This window comes from Niabella digestorum (assembly GCF_036409055.1).
In the GTDB taxonomy this organism is placed as follows: Bacteria; Bacteroidota; Bacteroidia; order Chitinophagales; family Chitinophagaceae; genus Niabella; species Niabella composti.
The window spans coordinates 318260-334379 of sequence record NZ_JAZGLY010000003.1 but is presented as its reverse complement, the minus strand read 5'-3'; the positions used below and the strand labels follow the sequence as shown (position 1 = coordinate 334379).

Here is a 16120-nt window from a genome sequence, read left to right as displayed (position 1 = left end):
TTGGATAACGGCAAGGAGACGTGTCCGAGTGGTTGAAGGAGCACGCCTGGAAAGTGTGTATACGGGCAACCGTATCGCGAGTTCGAATCTCGCCGTCTCCGCAGAAAATGTTTAGCGGTATAAAAATTGGTAATCGATTTTTATATCGCTTTTTTGTTACACAAGTTTGCCGATGGCATTGTTGTAGGGGGTGTTTTAACACATCTTTTATCAATTTCCTGGAAGATCTGCGTCGCTACGGTACTCCTTCCCGCTTCAAATAATTACATTTGTAGATATGAATCAATCATCGGCAGGCTTCCGTTTTCGCGAAGCCATGAAAAAAGAGCATCCTTTACAAATCGTAGGCACCATCAATGCTAACCACGCACTACTTGCTACACAGGCAGGCTTTAACGCTATTTACCTATCCGGCGGCGGCGTAGCAGCAGGTTCGCTGGGCATCCCCGATTTAGGAATTACTAATCTTGAAGATGTTCTAATTGATATTCGCCGTATTACAAACGTAACGGATACGCCGCTAATGGTGGATGTAGATACGGGTTTTGGCCCTTCGGCTTTCAATATTGAGCGTACTGTAAAATCTTTAATTAAGGCAGGAGCAGCTGCGTTGCATATCGAAGACCAGGTAGGTGCCAAACGGTGTGGACACAGACCGGGAAAGGAGCTGGTGAGTAAGGAAGAAATGGTTGATCGGCTGAAAGCCGCTGTGGACGCTCGTTTTGATGAATATTTTGTAATAGGTGCCCGAACAGACGCTTTGGCCAATGAAGGATTGGAAGGGGCCTTGGAAAGGGCCGTAGCGTACAAAGAGGCCGGAGCAGATTTTATATTTGCTGAGGCTGTAAAAGATTTAAACGACTACAAAAAGTTTGTAGAGGCTACCGGATTGCCGATATTAGCCAATATTACCGAATTTGGGATGACACCTATGTACACCATCGATGAATTGCGCGACGCCGGCGTATCATTGGTATTGTATCCGCTGTCTGCCTTTAGAGCTGCAAACAAAGCAGCACAAAATGTCTATGAGCATATACGCAAAGATGGTACGCAGCAAAATGTACTGCATACTATGCAAACCAGGGAAGAATTATACGCCAGCATTAACTACCATGCGTATGAAAAAAAATTAGATCAATTATATAAAAAATAAAAGACGATGGCTGCCAATACCGAACCTACTTTTAAGCCCAAAAAAAGTGTGGCACTTTCAGGAGTGTCTGCGGGAAATACCGCCTTATGTACTGTGGGCAAGAGTGGTAATGATTTGCATTACCGTGGATATGATATTCATGACCTGGCTACAAAGGCTACATTTGAAGAAGTGGCTTATCTCCTAATACACGGGCATTTACCTATACGCCCGCAGTTAAATGCTTATCGTGAAAAACTGAAATCGTTGCGGGGGCTTCCTGAAATGGCGCAGGAAGTGCTTAAAAAAATTCCTGCTGCCGCCCACCCGATGGATGTGCTGCGTACCTACACTTCGATATTGGGAACTCTTCTTCCTGAGAAAGAAGATCATAATGTGGCCGGGGCTAGAGATATAGCCGATAAGTTATTAGCTTCTTTCGCTTCGGCATTGTTGTATTGGTACCATTATACACACAACGGTAAAGAAATTGATGTTGAAACAGACGATGAAACAATAGGGGGACATTTTTTACATCTGCTGCATGGCAAGCGTCCTACGGATATATGGATAAAAGCCATGGAAGTGTCCTTGATATTATATGCAGAACATGAGTTTAATGCTTCTACATTCACAGGAAGGGTAATTGCGGGTACGGGTTCCGATATTTATTCTGCCGTAACTGGTGCTATCGGTGCTTTGCGCGGGCCTAAGCATGGAGGTGCTAATGAAGTGGCTTATGATATTCAAAGCCGTTATGCTAATGCCGATGAAGCAGAAGCAGATATTAAGGCAAGACTGGAGCGTAAAGAAGTGATTATAGGATTTGGACATCCCGTATATACTGTAGCGGATCCCAGAAATGTTATTATCAAAAAAGTTGCGGAAGATCTTTCGAAGCATGCAGGAGATATGCTTCTTTACTCGATTGCGGAAAGGCTGGAAAGAGTAATGTGGGATGAAAAAAGAATGTTCCCGAATCTGGACTGGTATTCTGCAGTTGCGTATCACATTATGGGTGTACCTACCTTAATGTTTACGCCTCTGTTTGTGATATCTCGTATTACAGGATGGAGTGCTCACATCATTGAGCAAAGACAAGATGGAAAAATTATTCGTCCCAGTGCCAACTATGTGGGGCCAGAAAATTTAGAATTTGTACCTATTGATAATAGACAATAAATGTGGATTTATAGATATTGATACATTATTATACCAAACTTTTAAAGCGAAAGATTACACATGTCATCTCAGATTTACAATGAAAGACCACAGCCTGATAAAGTGCTGGTGGATATAGCCGATTATGTTCTCAATTATGAAATAAAAAGTGAGCTGGCGCTGCAAACGGCTCATTATTGCTTATTAGATACCTTGGGTTGTGGATTTGAAGCTTTGACTTACCCTGCTTGTACCAAGTTGCTTGGTCCTGTGGTGCCCGGAACAATTGTTCCTAATGGAGCCCGGGTTCCTGGTACGAATTATATTTTAGATCCTGTTCAAGCTGCATTTAATATAGGGGCTATGATTCGTTGGCTGGATTTTAATGATACCTGGCTGGCGGCAGAGTGGGGGCACCCTTCGGATAATTTAGGTGGTATATTGGCCACTGCAGATTGGCTTTCACGAACCAATATTGCCGAAGGTAAATCACCTCTTACGATGCTGCAGGTATTGCACGCCATGATAATGGCGCATGAAATCCAGGGGGTGCTTGCATTGGAAAATTCATTTAATAAGGTAGGATTGGATCATGTGATTCTGGTAAAAGTGGCCTCTACTGCGGTGGTTGGAAAATTATTAGGATTGAACAGAGAGGAACTGATTAATGCACTTTCTCATGCATTTCTCGATGGGCATTCATTGAGAACTTATAGGCATGCTCCTAATACCGGAAGCCGCAAATCTTGGGCGGCAGGGGATGCTACTTCGAGAGCGGTACGCCTAGCATTGATTGCTAGGACAGGGGAGATGGGGTATCCATCTGTTTTAACTGCAAAGACATGGGGATTCTATGATGTATTGTTTAGAGGCAATGAGTTTAAATTTCAGCGGGACTATGGAACATACGTAATGGAACATGTATTGTTTAAGATTTCTTATCCCGCAGAATTTCACTCTCAAACCGCAGTGGAAGCGGCCATGAAGCTGCATGATATTTTGAGAGCAAAGGGTAAGACCAGTGACGATATTAAAAAAGTTACTATTCGTACACATGAAGCAGCTATCCGTATCATTGATAAAAAAGGTCCTTTGAATAACCCCGCCGATAGGGACCATTGTATTCAATACATGGTGGCTGTTCCATTAATCTTTGGACGGCTAACAGCAATGGATTATGAAGATGACGTGGCTGCCGATAAAAGGATTGATGCGCTACGCGACAAAATCGTGTGTGTAGAAGATCCGCAGTTTACGTTGGATTATCATGATCCTGAAAAGCGCTCCATTGCAAATGCACTTACGATAGAATTGAATGATGGAGAAATATTGGATGAAGTGGTTGTAGAATATCCTATCGGGCATAAGCGAAGAAGACAAGAGGGTATTCCTAAATTGTTAGAGAAGTATAAAATCAATCTGGCTCGTATCTTCGATAAAGTGCAACAAGACCAAATATTAGAGGCTAGCTTGGATTATGACAAATTGGTAAATATGAGCGTGAATGAATATGTAGATTTGATGGTAAAACCATAGAAAAACAAGCAAGAATTACCAATCGGGTTTTCAGCATCTACGATATGCATGTAAAACCCGATTTTTGCTATTACTAAAAATCTGTTTGTGCATTGCGTATGTTTCGCATCATATTCTTGTTGGTGATGGGCATATTGGTTGGGTTGAATATGCAAGCACAACATCCTGCTCCTAATCTTCGTAGTAATTATAGAGAAAAGTTGGTTCCAGTGATTCCGGGCCAGCCTTATCAGCTTGATACGCTCAGTATTATCCCCTCTTCATTTTCTATAAACGGTGTTGATACTTCATACTATTTACTGGATTATGTGAATGCTGTTTTATATTGGAAGAAATCGCCGTCCGATTCTGCGGTGAAAGTAATGTATCGGGTATTCCCCGTATCATTAAATATAAAAACTCAGGGAAGAAATTTTGATAGTATTGTCTATTACGCTGCAGCGCCTATTCCCCCGCCTGTTTCGGAAAGGGTAGGGGGTGGTGGTTTGTTTAACTTCGGAACTATCAATGCGCAAGGAAGTTTCGGTCGGCAAATAGGTTTTGGATCTCATCAAGATGTGGTGTTGAATTCAGAATTGAACGTTCAGTTGAGTGGTATGCTAGCAGATAGCATCGAGTTGCAGGCTGCTATTACAGATAATAATATAGCCATACAACCAGAGGGGAATACGCAGCAATTGAATGAGTTTGATGAAGTGTATATACGCTTCAAAAAACGAAACTGGCAGTTGAATATTGGGGATATGGACCTGAAAGAGGAAAAAAGTTATTTTCTGAACTTTTATAAAAGATTGCAAGGGATTTCCTTTCAGACTATCAATAACATCTCGCGCAACACTCTTGCGCATACGCTTGTAAGTGCCTCTATTGCTAAAGGTAAGTTTACGCGTAATGTATTTCAAGGACTGGAAGGTAATCAAGGTCCTTACCGCCTTTCGGGGGCTAATGGCGAATTGTTTTTTATCGTACTGGCCAATACGGAGCGTGTGTTTATTGATGGCGAATTGCTGAAACGAGGAGAGGACCAGGATTATGTAATCAATTATAATACCGCTGAAATTACCTTTACGCCCCGACGTATGATTACAAAGGATTCGCGTATTCAGATAGAATTCGAGTACGCAGATCGCAATTTTTTAAATACCAATCTGTATGCCATGCAGCAGGTGAATTTTGGGGAAAAATTGCGGCTAAGTATTGGCTACTTTAATAATACAGATGCGAAAAACTCTTCTATTAATCAGGTGCTCGATGCCCAGCAAAAGCAGTTTCTGTTTAATATAGGAGATAGTGTGCATAAAGCTTATTATCCATCTGCGGTGCACGATACGCTTGGACCGGGAAAAATTTTGTATGAGTTGGTGCAGGATACAGTGGGAGGAGAGGTAAGGAGTTATTATCGTTATTCCACGGATCCCGGTAAAACACTGTACAGCCTTTCATTTACAGAAGTGGGATTAGGTAAAGGGGATTATATTCCCGATAATGGCAATGCTAATGGAAAAGTATTTACATATGTGGCTCCGGTGAATGGCGTGAAGCAAGGAAGCTACGAGCCGGTAATATTATTAATAGCACCGCGTAAGCAGGAGGTGCTTACCCTCGGTGCAGATTACAATATTTCTACCAACACACTGCTTCGGGCCGAGGTAGCGGCTAGCAATTACAACATCAATACTTTTTCTACCTTACATAAAGGAGATGATAAAGGATATGCTGCAAAAGTAGGATTGACGAATCGACATCAGCTCCGGGAGCGGGATATGTTACATCTGGAAACAGCGATCGATTATGAGTATGTGCAACAAAGGTTTCAGCCTTTGGAACGTTTGCGGAATGTGGAGTTTACCAGAGATTGGGGTTTATCTTTGACCGAAAGTCGAGCTACAGAAAGTATCATCAAAGCTTCGGCCGCTTTGCGCAATGAAAAAGGGAATGCAGTAGAGTATAAGTTTACTAATTATAAACGCAGCGATGATTACAATGGCTTTCAGAATGCCATTACGCAGTATACCCAATGGAAGAACTGGAGCTTCAATAATCAGTTAGTATTGACGAATTATAACACTACGGTGGATAAGGGGTATTTTTTACGGCCTATAATTGATGTTAGCAAAACATTGCCTTGGCTGGATAATTGGAGAATCGGTGCTCGATATACACTGGAAGAAAATCTAAGCCGTAATAAGACAACAGATACTTTAAATCTGACTGCTTTTTCATTCGATACATATACCGCATATTTAAGATCGAAGGACGGGGCAAGAAACAGATACGCAATTAATTTTTATACAAGAAGCGATAAATACCCGCTGGGCAAGGAGTTAGTTCGAGGAGATAGAAGTTATAACCTGAACTTGCAAGCTGAAATATTGTCCAGTGCTAAACGGCAGTTATACATCAATACTACTTTTAGAAAACTGAAAGTGTATAACCAAACGATAAGTCCGCAGCAAGAAGACAATACTATTCTTGCTCGTATGGAGTATCAGATGAACGAATGGAAGGGCGCTCTCACCGGAAATGTTTTATATGAAGTAGGTTCGGGACAGGAGCAAAAAAGAGAATATGCCTATCTCGAAGTGCCGGCGGGAACGGGCCAGTATACTTGGATAGATTACAATGAAGATGGCATTCAGCAATTGAACGAATTTGAATTGGCAGCATTCCCGGATCAGGCGAAGTTTATCAGGATATATATACCCACTAATGAGTATATCAAGGCTAATTATACTACACTCAATTATACACTATATTTTACTCCTAAGCAGTTCTGGCAGGGTAACGAACTTTCCTCTTTTCAGAAATTTATATCGCGATTTATTTTGAATAGTTCATTGCAGGCAGCAAAAAAGAATATGGCTACAGGATTGTTTGAGTTTAATCCCTTTGAGTATAGCTTAAGCGATAGTAATCTTATTACCCTAAATACTGTTTTTACCAACACTTTATCCTTTAATCGACAAAGTAGTAAGTGGGGGGCTGATCTGAGCAATTTGCGTAGTCACAATAAAGCTTTTCTGACATATGGGTATGAAACCCGCTTAAATAATGAATGGGGGCTGCGTGTACGCTATTTTATTTCTAGTTCATTTACCTTGAATTTGAATACTGCTACAGGAAAAAGTGGGCTGTATACGGCAGATGCTTCTTTTCAGAACAGGAACTATGAGATTGAAAGAAATAGTGGCGAAATGCTTCTGTCGTATGTGCGAAGCACCTCTTTCCGTCTTACCGGAGGATATAAATATGAGGTGAGAAACAATGCTCAGCAATACGGCGGAGAACAGTCGGTGTCTAACGCGATAACGCTTGAAACGAAATATAATCTCTTACAAAGTGCTTCTTTGATAGGAAAGTTTACATACAACGGCCTTAATTATTCTTCTGCTGATGTGCAAAGCACAGTGGGATACACAATGTTGGACGGATTATTGCCGGGCAAAAATCTGTTATGGAATGTGATGCTTACGAAAAGGCTTTTAAGTAATCTGGAGTTGAATTTTCAATACGACGGACGCAAATCAGGGAGCGCACGAACTGTACATACAGGAAGGGCTACCTTAACAGCGATCTTCTAAAAATGATGGAAATAAAAATCCCGGTTGCTCCTTACAACCGGGACTATATGCGAGTCTGTATTATGCTAAGTTTATGCTACGGCTTTCTTCACTAGTTCGGCTGCTTCGCTTAACAATATTGCAGACTGTACTTTAAGACCACTTTCGTCAATCAGCTTTTTAGCCTCTTCGGCATTAGTACCTTGCAATCTTACGATGATAGGAATATCGATATTGCCTAGGTTTTTGTAAGCCTCAATAACACCAGCTGCAACGCGGTCGCAGCGTACAATACCTCCGAAAATGTTAATCAGAATGGCTTTCACTGCAGGATCTTTCATGATGATTTTAAAGCCTGCTTCTACGGTTTGAGCGTTTGCTGTACCACCTACATCTAGGAAGTTTGCAGGTTCACCTCCGCTCAATTTAATCATGTCCATCGTAGCCATTGCGAGTCCGGCACCATTTACCATACAACCCACATTGCCATCTAGCTTCACAAAGTTTAGATTGTATTTGCCAGCCTCAACTTCGGTAGGATCTTCTTCAGTAATGTCTCTAAGTTCAGCAAGGTCTGCATGACGAATCAGGGCGTTGTCGTCCAGATTCATTTTACAGTCTACTGCAATGATTTTATCATCAGCAGCTTTAAAAAGCGGATTAATTTCCAACATGCTGCAGTCCAGACCCACGTAAGCGTTGTATAAATTAGTTACAAATTTTACGCAGTTTTTGAAAGCCTCGCCTTTCAATCCTAGGTTGAAAGCAATTTTTCGTGCTTGGAAGGGCTGAAGGCCTCCTGAAGGATGCACCCACTCTTTAAAGATTTTTTCCGGAGTTTCATGTGCTACATCTTCGATATTCATTCCTCCCTCGGTGCTGTACATAATCACGTTTTTACCTTTCGAGCGGTCTAATAATATAGAAAGATAAAACTCCTGTCTTTCGCTGGGGCCATCGTAATACATATCTTGTGCTACGAAGATTTTATTTACCACTTTTCCGGCAGGACCCGTTTGCACTGTAACCAGGGTGTTGCCCAGAATGCCTTTGGCAAAAGTTTGTATATCTTCAAGAGATTTAGCAACTTTTACTCCGTTCAAACCGGTTTCTTTAATAGTACCCTTACCACGTCCACCAGCATGGATTTGCGCCTTTACAACGGCAAACTTGCTTCCGGTTTCTGCTTGAATTTTACTGTAGGCCTCTTCTGCTTCCTCTACAGAGCTACATGCATAGCCGTTCTGAACAGGTACATTGTATTTCTTTAAGAGCTCTTTCGCCTGGTATTCATGAAGATTCATAGTCAAAAACTTTTGCCACGAAGATAAGTGAAAATGATATTTAAGAAATGATAAATATGGCCTACACAAGATAAGGGTGTAATTATAGCTTAATTACAACCTATTTTATGTATAGTATAAACAGAAATTTTTGAACTATCGCCTCCTGCAGGAGCTGCCAAAACATAGGGAAGGCTTTTGAGTATAATTTTCTAGGTCTGATTAATCTGTTAACGTTAGTGCAATCTTACCGAGGCATGTCAGCTTTCGCTATATTTGTTCACTTAAACAATCGTTCTTATGGCGGAAGCTATTGTAGAAAAAGTAAATGAAACGGCGGCTTTTTTAAAAACTCAATACGCCGAAATACCCGCAGTTGCTATTATTCTGGGAAGCGGGCTGGGAAATTTTGTACATAATATTAATGTGGAAAAAGAAGTCCCTTACAATGAAATACCCAATTTCCCTATATCTACCGTAAAAGGACATTCGGGTAAGCTGATTTTTGGAGAATTATCCGGTAAGAAGATTGTTGCTATGAGCGGCCGTTTTCACTATTATGAAGGCTATACGCCGCAGGAGGTGGTATTCCCGGTACGTGTATTGAAAATGTTGGGAGTAAAAACCCTACTACTGAGTAATGCGGCCGGAGGTGTAAATCCCGCTTTTGCTGTAGGCGATATTATGCTCATTAAAGATCATATCAGTTTTGCCATAGTGAATCCACTGCTGGGCAAAAACATTGATGAGTGGGGGACACGTTTTCCTGATATGAGCGAACCTTATAAAAAACATCTTATAGAGAAAGCAAAAGTTATTGGAAAAGAGGCAGGTATTAAGTTGCATGAAGGGGTTTATTTTGGAGTAACTGGCCCTACGTTCGAAACTCGTGCCGAGTATAAATTGATACAGATAGTGGGGGCTGATGCGGTAGGTATGAGTACGGTTCAAGAGTGCATAGTAGCAAATCATATGGGTATGGAGGTTTTTGCGGTGAGTGTTATCACCGATCTGGGGATTAGGGAGGAAGAAAACGTTATCACGCACGAAGAGGTTCTGGAGGCTGCTAATGCGGCGGAGCCTAAGCTGGCCCATCTGTTTACCGAATTAATCAAAGTAATTTAAAAATTGTCGATGAAGGGGCTGTTTGCATTTTTATTTCTTCTTATATCCGTTGCTGCATTAGCTCAGGATCCGGTAAGAGGTTTGAGTGACAGATTTCGAGGCCTGCGTAATGTGGGAACCGGTAGCGATACCCTTGCCCGCAGAAATAAATGGGAGGATTCTATTACCATCAGTTATCGTTATCTGGATACTTTAAAAAGTTATAAGCTAGATTCATCTATTCGCGATTATTCGGTGAAGTACCCCATTCCTGCAGATTATTATTATTTGGGCAATACCGGTAGTGCCGCTCAACCTTTTTTATTTGCTCCTTCGATGAAAGCCGGATGGGACGCGGGGTTTCATGCTTTTGATGTTTATAAATATACGGTAGAAAAAGCCCGCTTTTTTACATCCACTCGCCCTTACTCGGAAATTAGTTATTTGTTGGGGACCCGTAGTGAACAAACTATTGAACTGATGCATGCGCAAAATATCAGACCCCAGTGGAGCGCGCATTTTCAATACAGAATGATTAATTCGCCCGGCGTTTTCAAAAACATGAAAACTAGCCATAATAATTATTTATTGACCAACTGGATTCAATCTAAAAATAAACGTTACAATAATTATTTCATTGTAGCGGCAAATAAGTTGAAAGCAGGGGAGAGTGGTGGTATTGATACATCGCAGAACTATATAGATGATCCTGATTATTCGGATAGGTATGCCATACCTACCAAAATCGGAAACGCTTCTTACAGTACCAACTTTTTCAGTACGAATATTGAAACCGGTAATATTTATGAAGATTTCAACGCTGTTATGCGGCAGCAGTTTGATTTAGGGCGTAAAGATTCATTGGTTACAGATAGTACTGTTATCCCTTTATTCTTTCCTCGGGTACGTCTGGAGCACACTATCCGATACAGCACCTACAAGTATATGTTCCGTGATGTGAACGCAACGGCCTCCGCCAGCATTCGTCAGTTTTATCGCGATTATTATAATATTGAGGAGGTGCAATCGCCCTTCAGAAGGCAGGATTTTTGGAAAGAATTATACAACGACTTTTCTATCTACACATTCCCTGATGCAGAAAATACCCAGCAATTCATCAAAGTGGGAGCAGCTGTGCAGAATCTGAAAGGGGCATTTAGAGACGGAGTTACCCAAACCAACGATGATATTCATTACACAGATGATGTCACTACAAGCGGGTATAATATCATAGGGCACGGGGAATATCGTAATCGTACCAAAAACCAGAAGTGGAATATATTGGCTCACGGAAAATTTTATTTCGTAGGAATGAATGCCGGGGATTATGAAGCGGGAGCCAGCATTCAAAGCATACTGGGGCGTAAAATTGGTTCTCTGAAATTAGGATTTGAGAATGTCAATCGCACGCCATCGTATATTACCAACTCCAATAGCTCGTTTTTCTTAATGCCGCAGGCGGTGGATTTAAATAAAGTGAATACTACACATTTGTATGCTGATATTTATCAGCCAGTGTTGAGATTGGGATTGAGTGGGCATTACTATCTGATTAATAATTATGTTTATTACACCAATTATTACACTGTTCAACAGGCTCCTTTGTTTAATTTGTTTCAGCTGGTAGTAAACAAAGCGTTTGTTACCGGTAAAAAAGAACAATGGAAATGGTTGGCCGATGTATATTTTCAGCAAGTGATTGGAAATGGTCCTGTGAATGTTCCCTCAATATTCACTAGAAATCGTTTCATGTATGAGGGTAATTTAGGATTCAATAACCTGAAAATTGCTATGGGCTTTGATACCCGCTACAGAACAGGGTATAAGGCCAACAGGTATTCTCCTATTTTAGGACAATTTTTCTATCAGGATGAAACTACGCTCAATTATAATCTTCCTGATATTGCTGCGTTTGTCCATTTTCGTATAAACTCCTTCCGAGCTTTTGTAAGAGCGGAAAATCTTAACACTTTCAGGTCTTTGAATGGGCAGTATGGTTTTACGAACAACAACTTTGCAGCACCTGAATATCCTTATCCCGGGTTGTTGATACGTTTAGGCATCTCTTGGGGATTTGTAAATTAGTGAATGTTTGTTGGTTCAAGGACAATAAAAAAACCGCCTATCCATGAGGCGGTTTAAAGAGCTCTTGTTACTTGTTAATTGTGTTGTAATTAACCAAATAATCCTTTTCTCAAACTTCTAATTCCTTCTCCAATCTTAAACCCATTGTGATATACTTCGATTTTGTAATCACCAGGTTTAAATCCTTCATCACTTTTAATGGGGAAAGAAACACCTTTACGGGTTCCGGTTTCATATTCCACAGGAACTTTAGCTGTAAAGTTTCTATCTCCATCCTGACGGGTGGTCATAGCTCCCGATCCCAATTCAGGATTTTGAATAATCTTGCCTGAAGGATCTGTAACAATTACATACAAATCGGCAGGGCCTGATGTAGTAATGCGGTTTTCAATGTTGAATGAAATTTTCAGCTTATCCACCCTTCTAGCAAAAGAAGTTTCTTTTTCCTTGCCGTTTTTCTTTTCGTGAACGGGAGTAATAGACATTCCCGATGCCGATAAAGTGCTGGCTATATCCACAGCATTAGCCAACTCTTCATTCTCGGATGTACGAATGGCAAGGTTCTGAGTTAAAACTTCTTTTTCATTGGTGAGATGAGCTGTTCTTGCACGCAACTCCTGATTTTCGCCTTTCAGTCTGGTGACTTCAGCTTCGAGCCGACCTATCTGACCATTCAGCTCACCAATTAACTGACGGGCTTTTTTGAGATCAGCAGCCGTTGCGTTTTTATCAGTTAAGATTTTACTGATTTCGGCTTTTTTCTGATCAATTTCTTTTTGTAAAGCCGTTTTTTCTCCCTGGAGGTTATTATTGGCGCCGGTGATAGAGTCTAGACGCATTTCAGCCAGGATAAACATCTGTTTTAGAGAGTCGATTTCAGACATCGCTGTTTCTGACTGCAATGCATCGGGCGTTCCCGAGTTTGAACCAGAACGCGAACTCTTATCCCACAGCATATAGCCCCAGGTTCCCAACAATGCCGCAATAAGTAAACCAATAATTAAATTCCTGCCTCCTCCGGCACTGCTTGGTGTATTCGAATCTGTTGGATTAGAGGCAGAAGGGTAATTCGTGTTTGCCATAAAAACAATTGTTTTAAAAAATAAAATGCTACAATGATGTGTAGCAGGTTTTAATAAAAATTTGTCGTACCTAAAAAATCACTTACACAGAAAATCATAAACTATGCCAAACCAAAATAAAGCCTCCAAACTGTAATTTTTTTGGTCATATTTTAAGATTTTTGAAATTATATTGCAAATATGACGGTAGATAAAGTAATATCAGATTGGAAGAAAAAGATATATAAACCTGTATATTGGATAGAAGGTGACGAGGAGTTTTATGTAGATATGCTCGTAAATTACGCTGAGCAACATATACTTTCTGAAAGTGAAGCCTCTTTTAATCTTACCATTTTTTACGGAAAAGATGCCCAGTGGGCCGATATTGTTAATACCTGCAGAAAATATCCGATGTTTTCGGACAGGCAGGTTGTGATAGTGAAAGAAGCGCATCAGCTGAAAGATGCTGATATGTTAGCCCCCTATATTGAGTCTCCTTTAGATTCTACTATATTGATTATAGCTTGTAAGGATAAGAAACTGGACGGTCGTTCCAAGTTTGCCAAGCTTGTAAAGGACAATACGGTATATATTCTTACTAAAAAAATTTATGATAGTGCACTACCCGAGTGGGTGAATACTTACGTAAAAGGTCTGGGATACACTATTTCGCCAAAAGCCAACGCGCTGATTGTCGACCATATCGGTAATGATTTGAGCAGAATTAAAAATGAAATTGATAAAATTCTTATCAACCTCGGCGATCGTAAATCGATTACGGAAGAAGATGTGGAGAACTATGTAGGAATCAGCAAAGAGTATAATGTATTTGAATTGCAGGCAGCCATTGCTTCAAAAGATCTAGGAAAAGCCATAAGCATCATTCAATATTTTGGAGCGAACCCCAAAATGGGGCCTATACAAATGGTGCTGCCATCCCTTTATTCCTTCTTCAGTAAAGTGTATATGGTTTTTGGTGTAGGGGGAGGAGAGGATGCGGTGGCCAAGCAGATTGGCGTTTCCCCCTATTTTGTAAAAAATTATACACAAGCTGCCCGCCTGTACGGTGCTCGAAATATAGAAAAGATATTGCTCTTACTGCATCAGTACAATCTGAAAAGTGTAGGTGTTAATACTGCACCTACAGAAGATGCAGAGTTGATGAAAGAAATGGTAGTAAAGGTAATGGCTTAACGTTAAGCCTCCTGTCCCATCCACAAGGCCCCGCCTACACTATCACGATCGGCTCCTGTAACGGAACTCAGTACATTGTACTCTTCGCGCCAGCGCAGTACACCTATCAGCGCCATAATGAGGGCTTCTTTGTACTTTACCAATTGGGGATCTCCCACTACCACCTGAATGTTGAGTTCGTTCAAGTGAAAGGTTAGCCTTTCTATCAGATATGTGTTAAAAGCGCCACCACCTGTAATAAGTATTGGTTGTTCGGAGTGAAGTTCCGCAGCATGCGGTTGTAATGCCTGTTTTATTTGGATAGCTATATGTTCGGTATAGGTGTGCAAGGCATCCGAGGAGCTGAGAGCATATTTTTTAATGAGGGGGTATACAATGTCTGTACCGAATTCGTTTGCCAACGATTTTGGATGCGGTTGTTGATAATATTCCAGTGCATTCAATTCTTCCAGTAATGCAGAATGAAGTTGCCCTTGTCGGGCTAGATGGCCTCCTTCATCAAATTCCACACCCGATTCTTGAGCTAACATGTTGAGTACCCGATTCGCAGGGCATACATCAAATGCGATGTAGGGATCTTTATTAATGGATACATTCGCGATACCGCCGATATTGAGTAAATAAGGATAATTGCTAAAAAAAAGTCTTTCCCCAATGGGAACAATAGGGGCGCCCTGACCTCCGCAGGCCACATCCATTGCCCGTAAATCAGATACTACAGGTAGTTTGGTAACGGCAGCTATAGCCGCTCCGTCGCCAAGCTGAGCGGTCATCTTTTGTGCCGGAAGATGAAAAGTTGTGTGCCCATGCGATGCTACTACTGCTACTTTAAACTGTAAGTGATGGCGGGCAATAAAATCATTAACACATGCTCCAAGGTAATGCCCATAGGCGGTATGCAAAAGCTGATAGTCAAGAGCTGATAGAGATGTAGCATTTTTCAGCTTATCTACCCATTCCTGTGGGTAGGGCATACATTCGGCATGCTGAATGTCATAGCTCCATTTTCCGCCATTTTCCAATATTTCAGCAAAAACAATATCTAGTCCATCCAGAGAACTGCCGCTCATTAAACCAATTGCACGATAAATCATGTATATATGTGAGGTTTAAAATATTAAAAAAAATTAAACAACTTGTTTGTTCAAAATAGTACACATTGCGCCACCCTAAGCCGAAAAGGATATCCAAATACAATTGGATGTATTCAGGAAAAAATATAATGGCGTATGTTTGCCAAAAGTAGTGAAAACTCAAATTCTGAATAAAAACCGCACGTATAAAACCCGAATGTATGATTATAAACTTAAGCCAAAATCATAGCCTGGTGAGTAACTGGGTACGCGAATTGCGTGATGTGGACATCCAACACGATCGCATGCGTTTTCGGCGGAATTTAGAACGCATCGCCGAAGTAATTGCTTATGAAATCAGCAAGGAGCTGCCCTACATGCAGGTAGAAACTCAAACTCCACTGGGCATTTCTAATAGTCTGGTGTTAAAGGAACAACCAGTGTTAGCTACAATATTACGTGCGGGTTTGGCTATGCATCAGGGTTTTCTGAATTACTTTGATAAAGCGGACAATGCCTTCATTTCGGCATACAGAAAGCATCATAAGGACGGAACGTTTGATATTGAAATAGAATACATGAGTACCCCCGATTTAGAAGACAGAATTGTAATTATTTCTGATCCGATGCTAGCAACAGGCGCGTCCCTAGTTAAAACCGTCAGGTTTCTAAAAGAAGAGGGTAAGCCACGTATCATTCATATCGCGGCAGCTATTGCCTGTACAGAGGGGTTGGAATATGTAAGTCGTGAAATCCCTGAAGCGAAAATTTGGTGTGGAGATATTGATGAAGAGCTCACAGCGAAGGGATACATTGTACCCGGTCTCGGGGATGCCGGGGATTTAGCTTACGGCAGTAAAACGCAGTATTAAAACAGTGTTTGAACATTAAAAATAGGAACGAAATGCGGCTCTTATGTAGCCGC

Annotated in this window: 11 protein-coding genes and 1 tRNA gene; 9 read left to right on the top strand and 3 right to left on the bottom strand. The window is 41.1% G+C overall.

Annotated features, from left to right (window positions below):
* Positions 1 to 14: 14 nt before the first annotated feature.
* The 5 genes from V2H41_RS06920 (at position 15) to V2H41_RS06900 (ending at position 7413) form a co-directional block, all read left to right on the top strand.
* Positions 15 to 101: transfer RNA gene (locus V2H41_RS06920), tRNA-Ser, on the top strand.
* A gap of 176 nt (positions 102 to 277) precedes the next feature.
* Positions 278 to 1156: a methylisocitrate lyase gene (gene prpB / locus V2H41_RS06915; protein ID WP_330974407.1), complete on the top strand. Its 879-nt coding sequence runs from the start codon at positions 278 to 280 to the stop codon at positions 1154 to 1156.
* Positions 1157 to 1162: 6 nt separating this feature from the next.
* On the top strand, positions 1163 to 2317 hold the full coding sequence (gene prpC, locus V2H41_RS06910; RefSeq protein ID WP_330974406.1) for a bifunctional 2-methylcitrate synthase/citrate synthase: 1155 nt from the start codon (positions 1163 to 1165) through the stop codon (positions 2315 to 2317).
* Between the two features lie 60 nt (positions 2318 to 2377).
* On the top strand, positions 2378 to 3832 hold the full coding sequence (locus tag V2H41_RS06905; RefSeq protein ID WP_330974405.1) for a bifunctional 2-methylcitrate dehydratase/aconitate hydratase: 1455 nt from the start codon (positions 2378 to 2380) through the stop codon (positions 3830 to 3832).
* 98 nt (positions 3833 to 3930) lie between these two features.
* Complete coding sequence (locus V2H41_RS06900) at positions 3931 to 7413, top strand: hypothetical protein (protein ID WP_330974404.1); 3483 nt, start codon at positions 3931 to 3933, stop codon at positions 7411 to 7413.
* A gap of 71 nt (positions 7414 to 7484) precedes the next feature.
* On the opposite strand, the gene sucC is transcribed toward V2H41_RS06900, so the two are convergent.
* A complete protein-coding gene (gene sucC / locus V2H41_RS06895) occupies positions 7485 to 8696 on the bottom strand; it encodes an ADP-forming succinate--CoA ligase subunit beta (RefSeq protein WP_330974403.1) in 1212 nt (403 codons plus the stop codon).
* A gap of 279 nt (positions 8697 to 8975) precedes the next feature.
* Between sucC and V2H41_RS06890 the strand changes: the two genes are divergently transcribed.
* Both V2H41_RS06890 and V2H41_RS06885 read left to right on the top strand, forming a co-directional pair.
* On the top strand, positions 8976 to 9800 hold the full coding sequence (locus V2H41_RS06890) for a purine-nucleoside phosphorylase (protein ID WP_330974402.1): 825 nt from the start codon (positions 8976 to 8978) through the stop codon (positions 9798 to 9800).
* 9 nt (positions 9801 to 9809) lie between these two features.
* Positions 9810 to 11864, top strand: coding sequence for a putative porin (locus tag V2H41_RS06885; protein ID WP_330974401.1), 2055 nt, complete (start codon positions 9810 to 9812; stop codon positions 11862 to 11864).
* An 89-nt stretch (positions 11865 to 11953) separates the two neighbouring features.
* On the opposite strand, the gene V2H41_RS06880 is transcribed toward V2H41_RS06885, so the two are convergent.
* On the bottom strand, positions 11954 to 12946 hold the full coding sequence (locus tag V2H41_RS06880; protein ID WP_330974400.1) for a hypothetical protein: 993 nt from the start codon (positions 12944 to 12946) through the stop codon (positions 11954 to 11956).
* 180 nt (positions 12947 to 13126) lie between these two features.
* Here V2H41_RS06880 and holA point away from each other — a divergent pair, with 180 nt between their 5' ends.
* Positions 13127 to 14122 (top strand): DNA polymerase III subunit delta, encoded by a 996-nt coding sequence (gene holA / locus V2H41_RS06875; RefSeq protein ID WP_330974399.1) that lies wholly within the window; start codon positions 13127 to 13129, stop codon positions 14120 to 14122.
* A gap of 2 nt (positions 14123 to 14124) precedes the next feature.
* On the opposite strand, the gene V2H41_RS06870 is transcribed toward holA, so the two are convergent.
* Positions 14125 to 15216: an anhydro-N-acetylmuramic acid kinase gene (locus V2H41_RS06870; protein ID WP_330974398.1), complete on the bottom strand. Its 1092-nt coding sequence runs from the start codon at positions 15214 to 15216 to the stop codon at positions 14125 to 14127.
* 200 nt (positions 15217 to 15416) lie between these two features.
* On the opposite strand from V2H41_RS06870, the gene upp reads away from it, so the two are divergent.
* The gene (gene upp / locus V2H41_RS06865) at positions 15417 to 16067 is read left to right on the top strand and encodes a uracil phosphoribosyltransferase (protein ID WP_330974397.1); all 651 of its coding nucleotides are present in this window, start codon (positions 15417 to 15419) and stop codon (positions 16065 to 16067) included.
* Positions 16068 to 16120 lie beyond the last annotated feature (53 nt).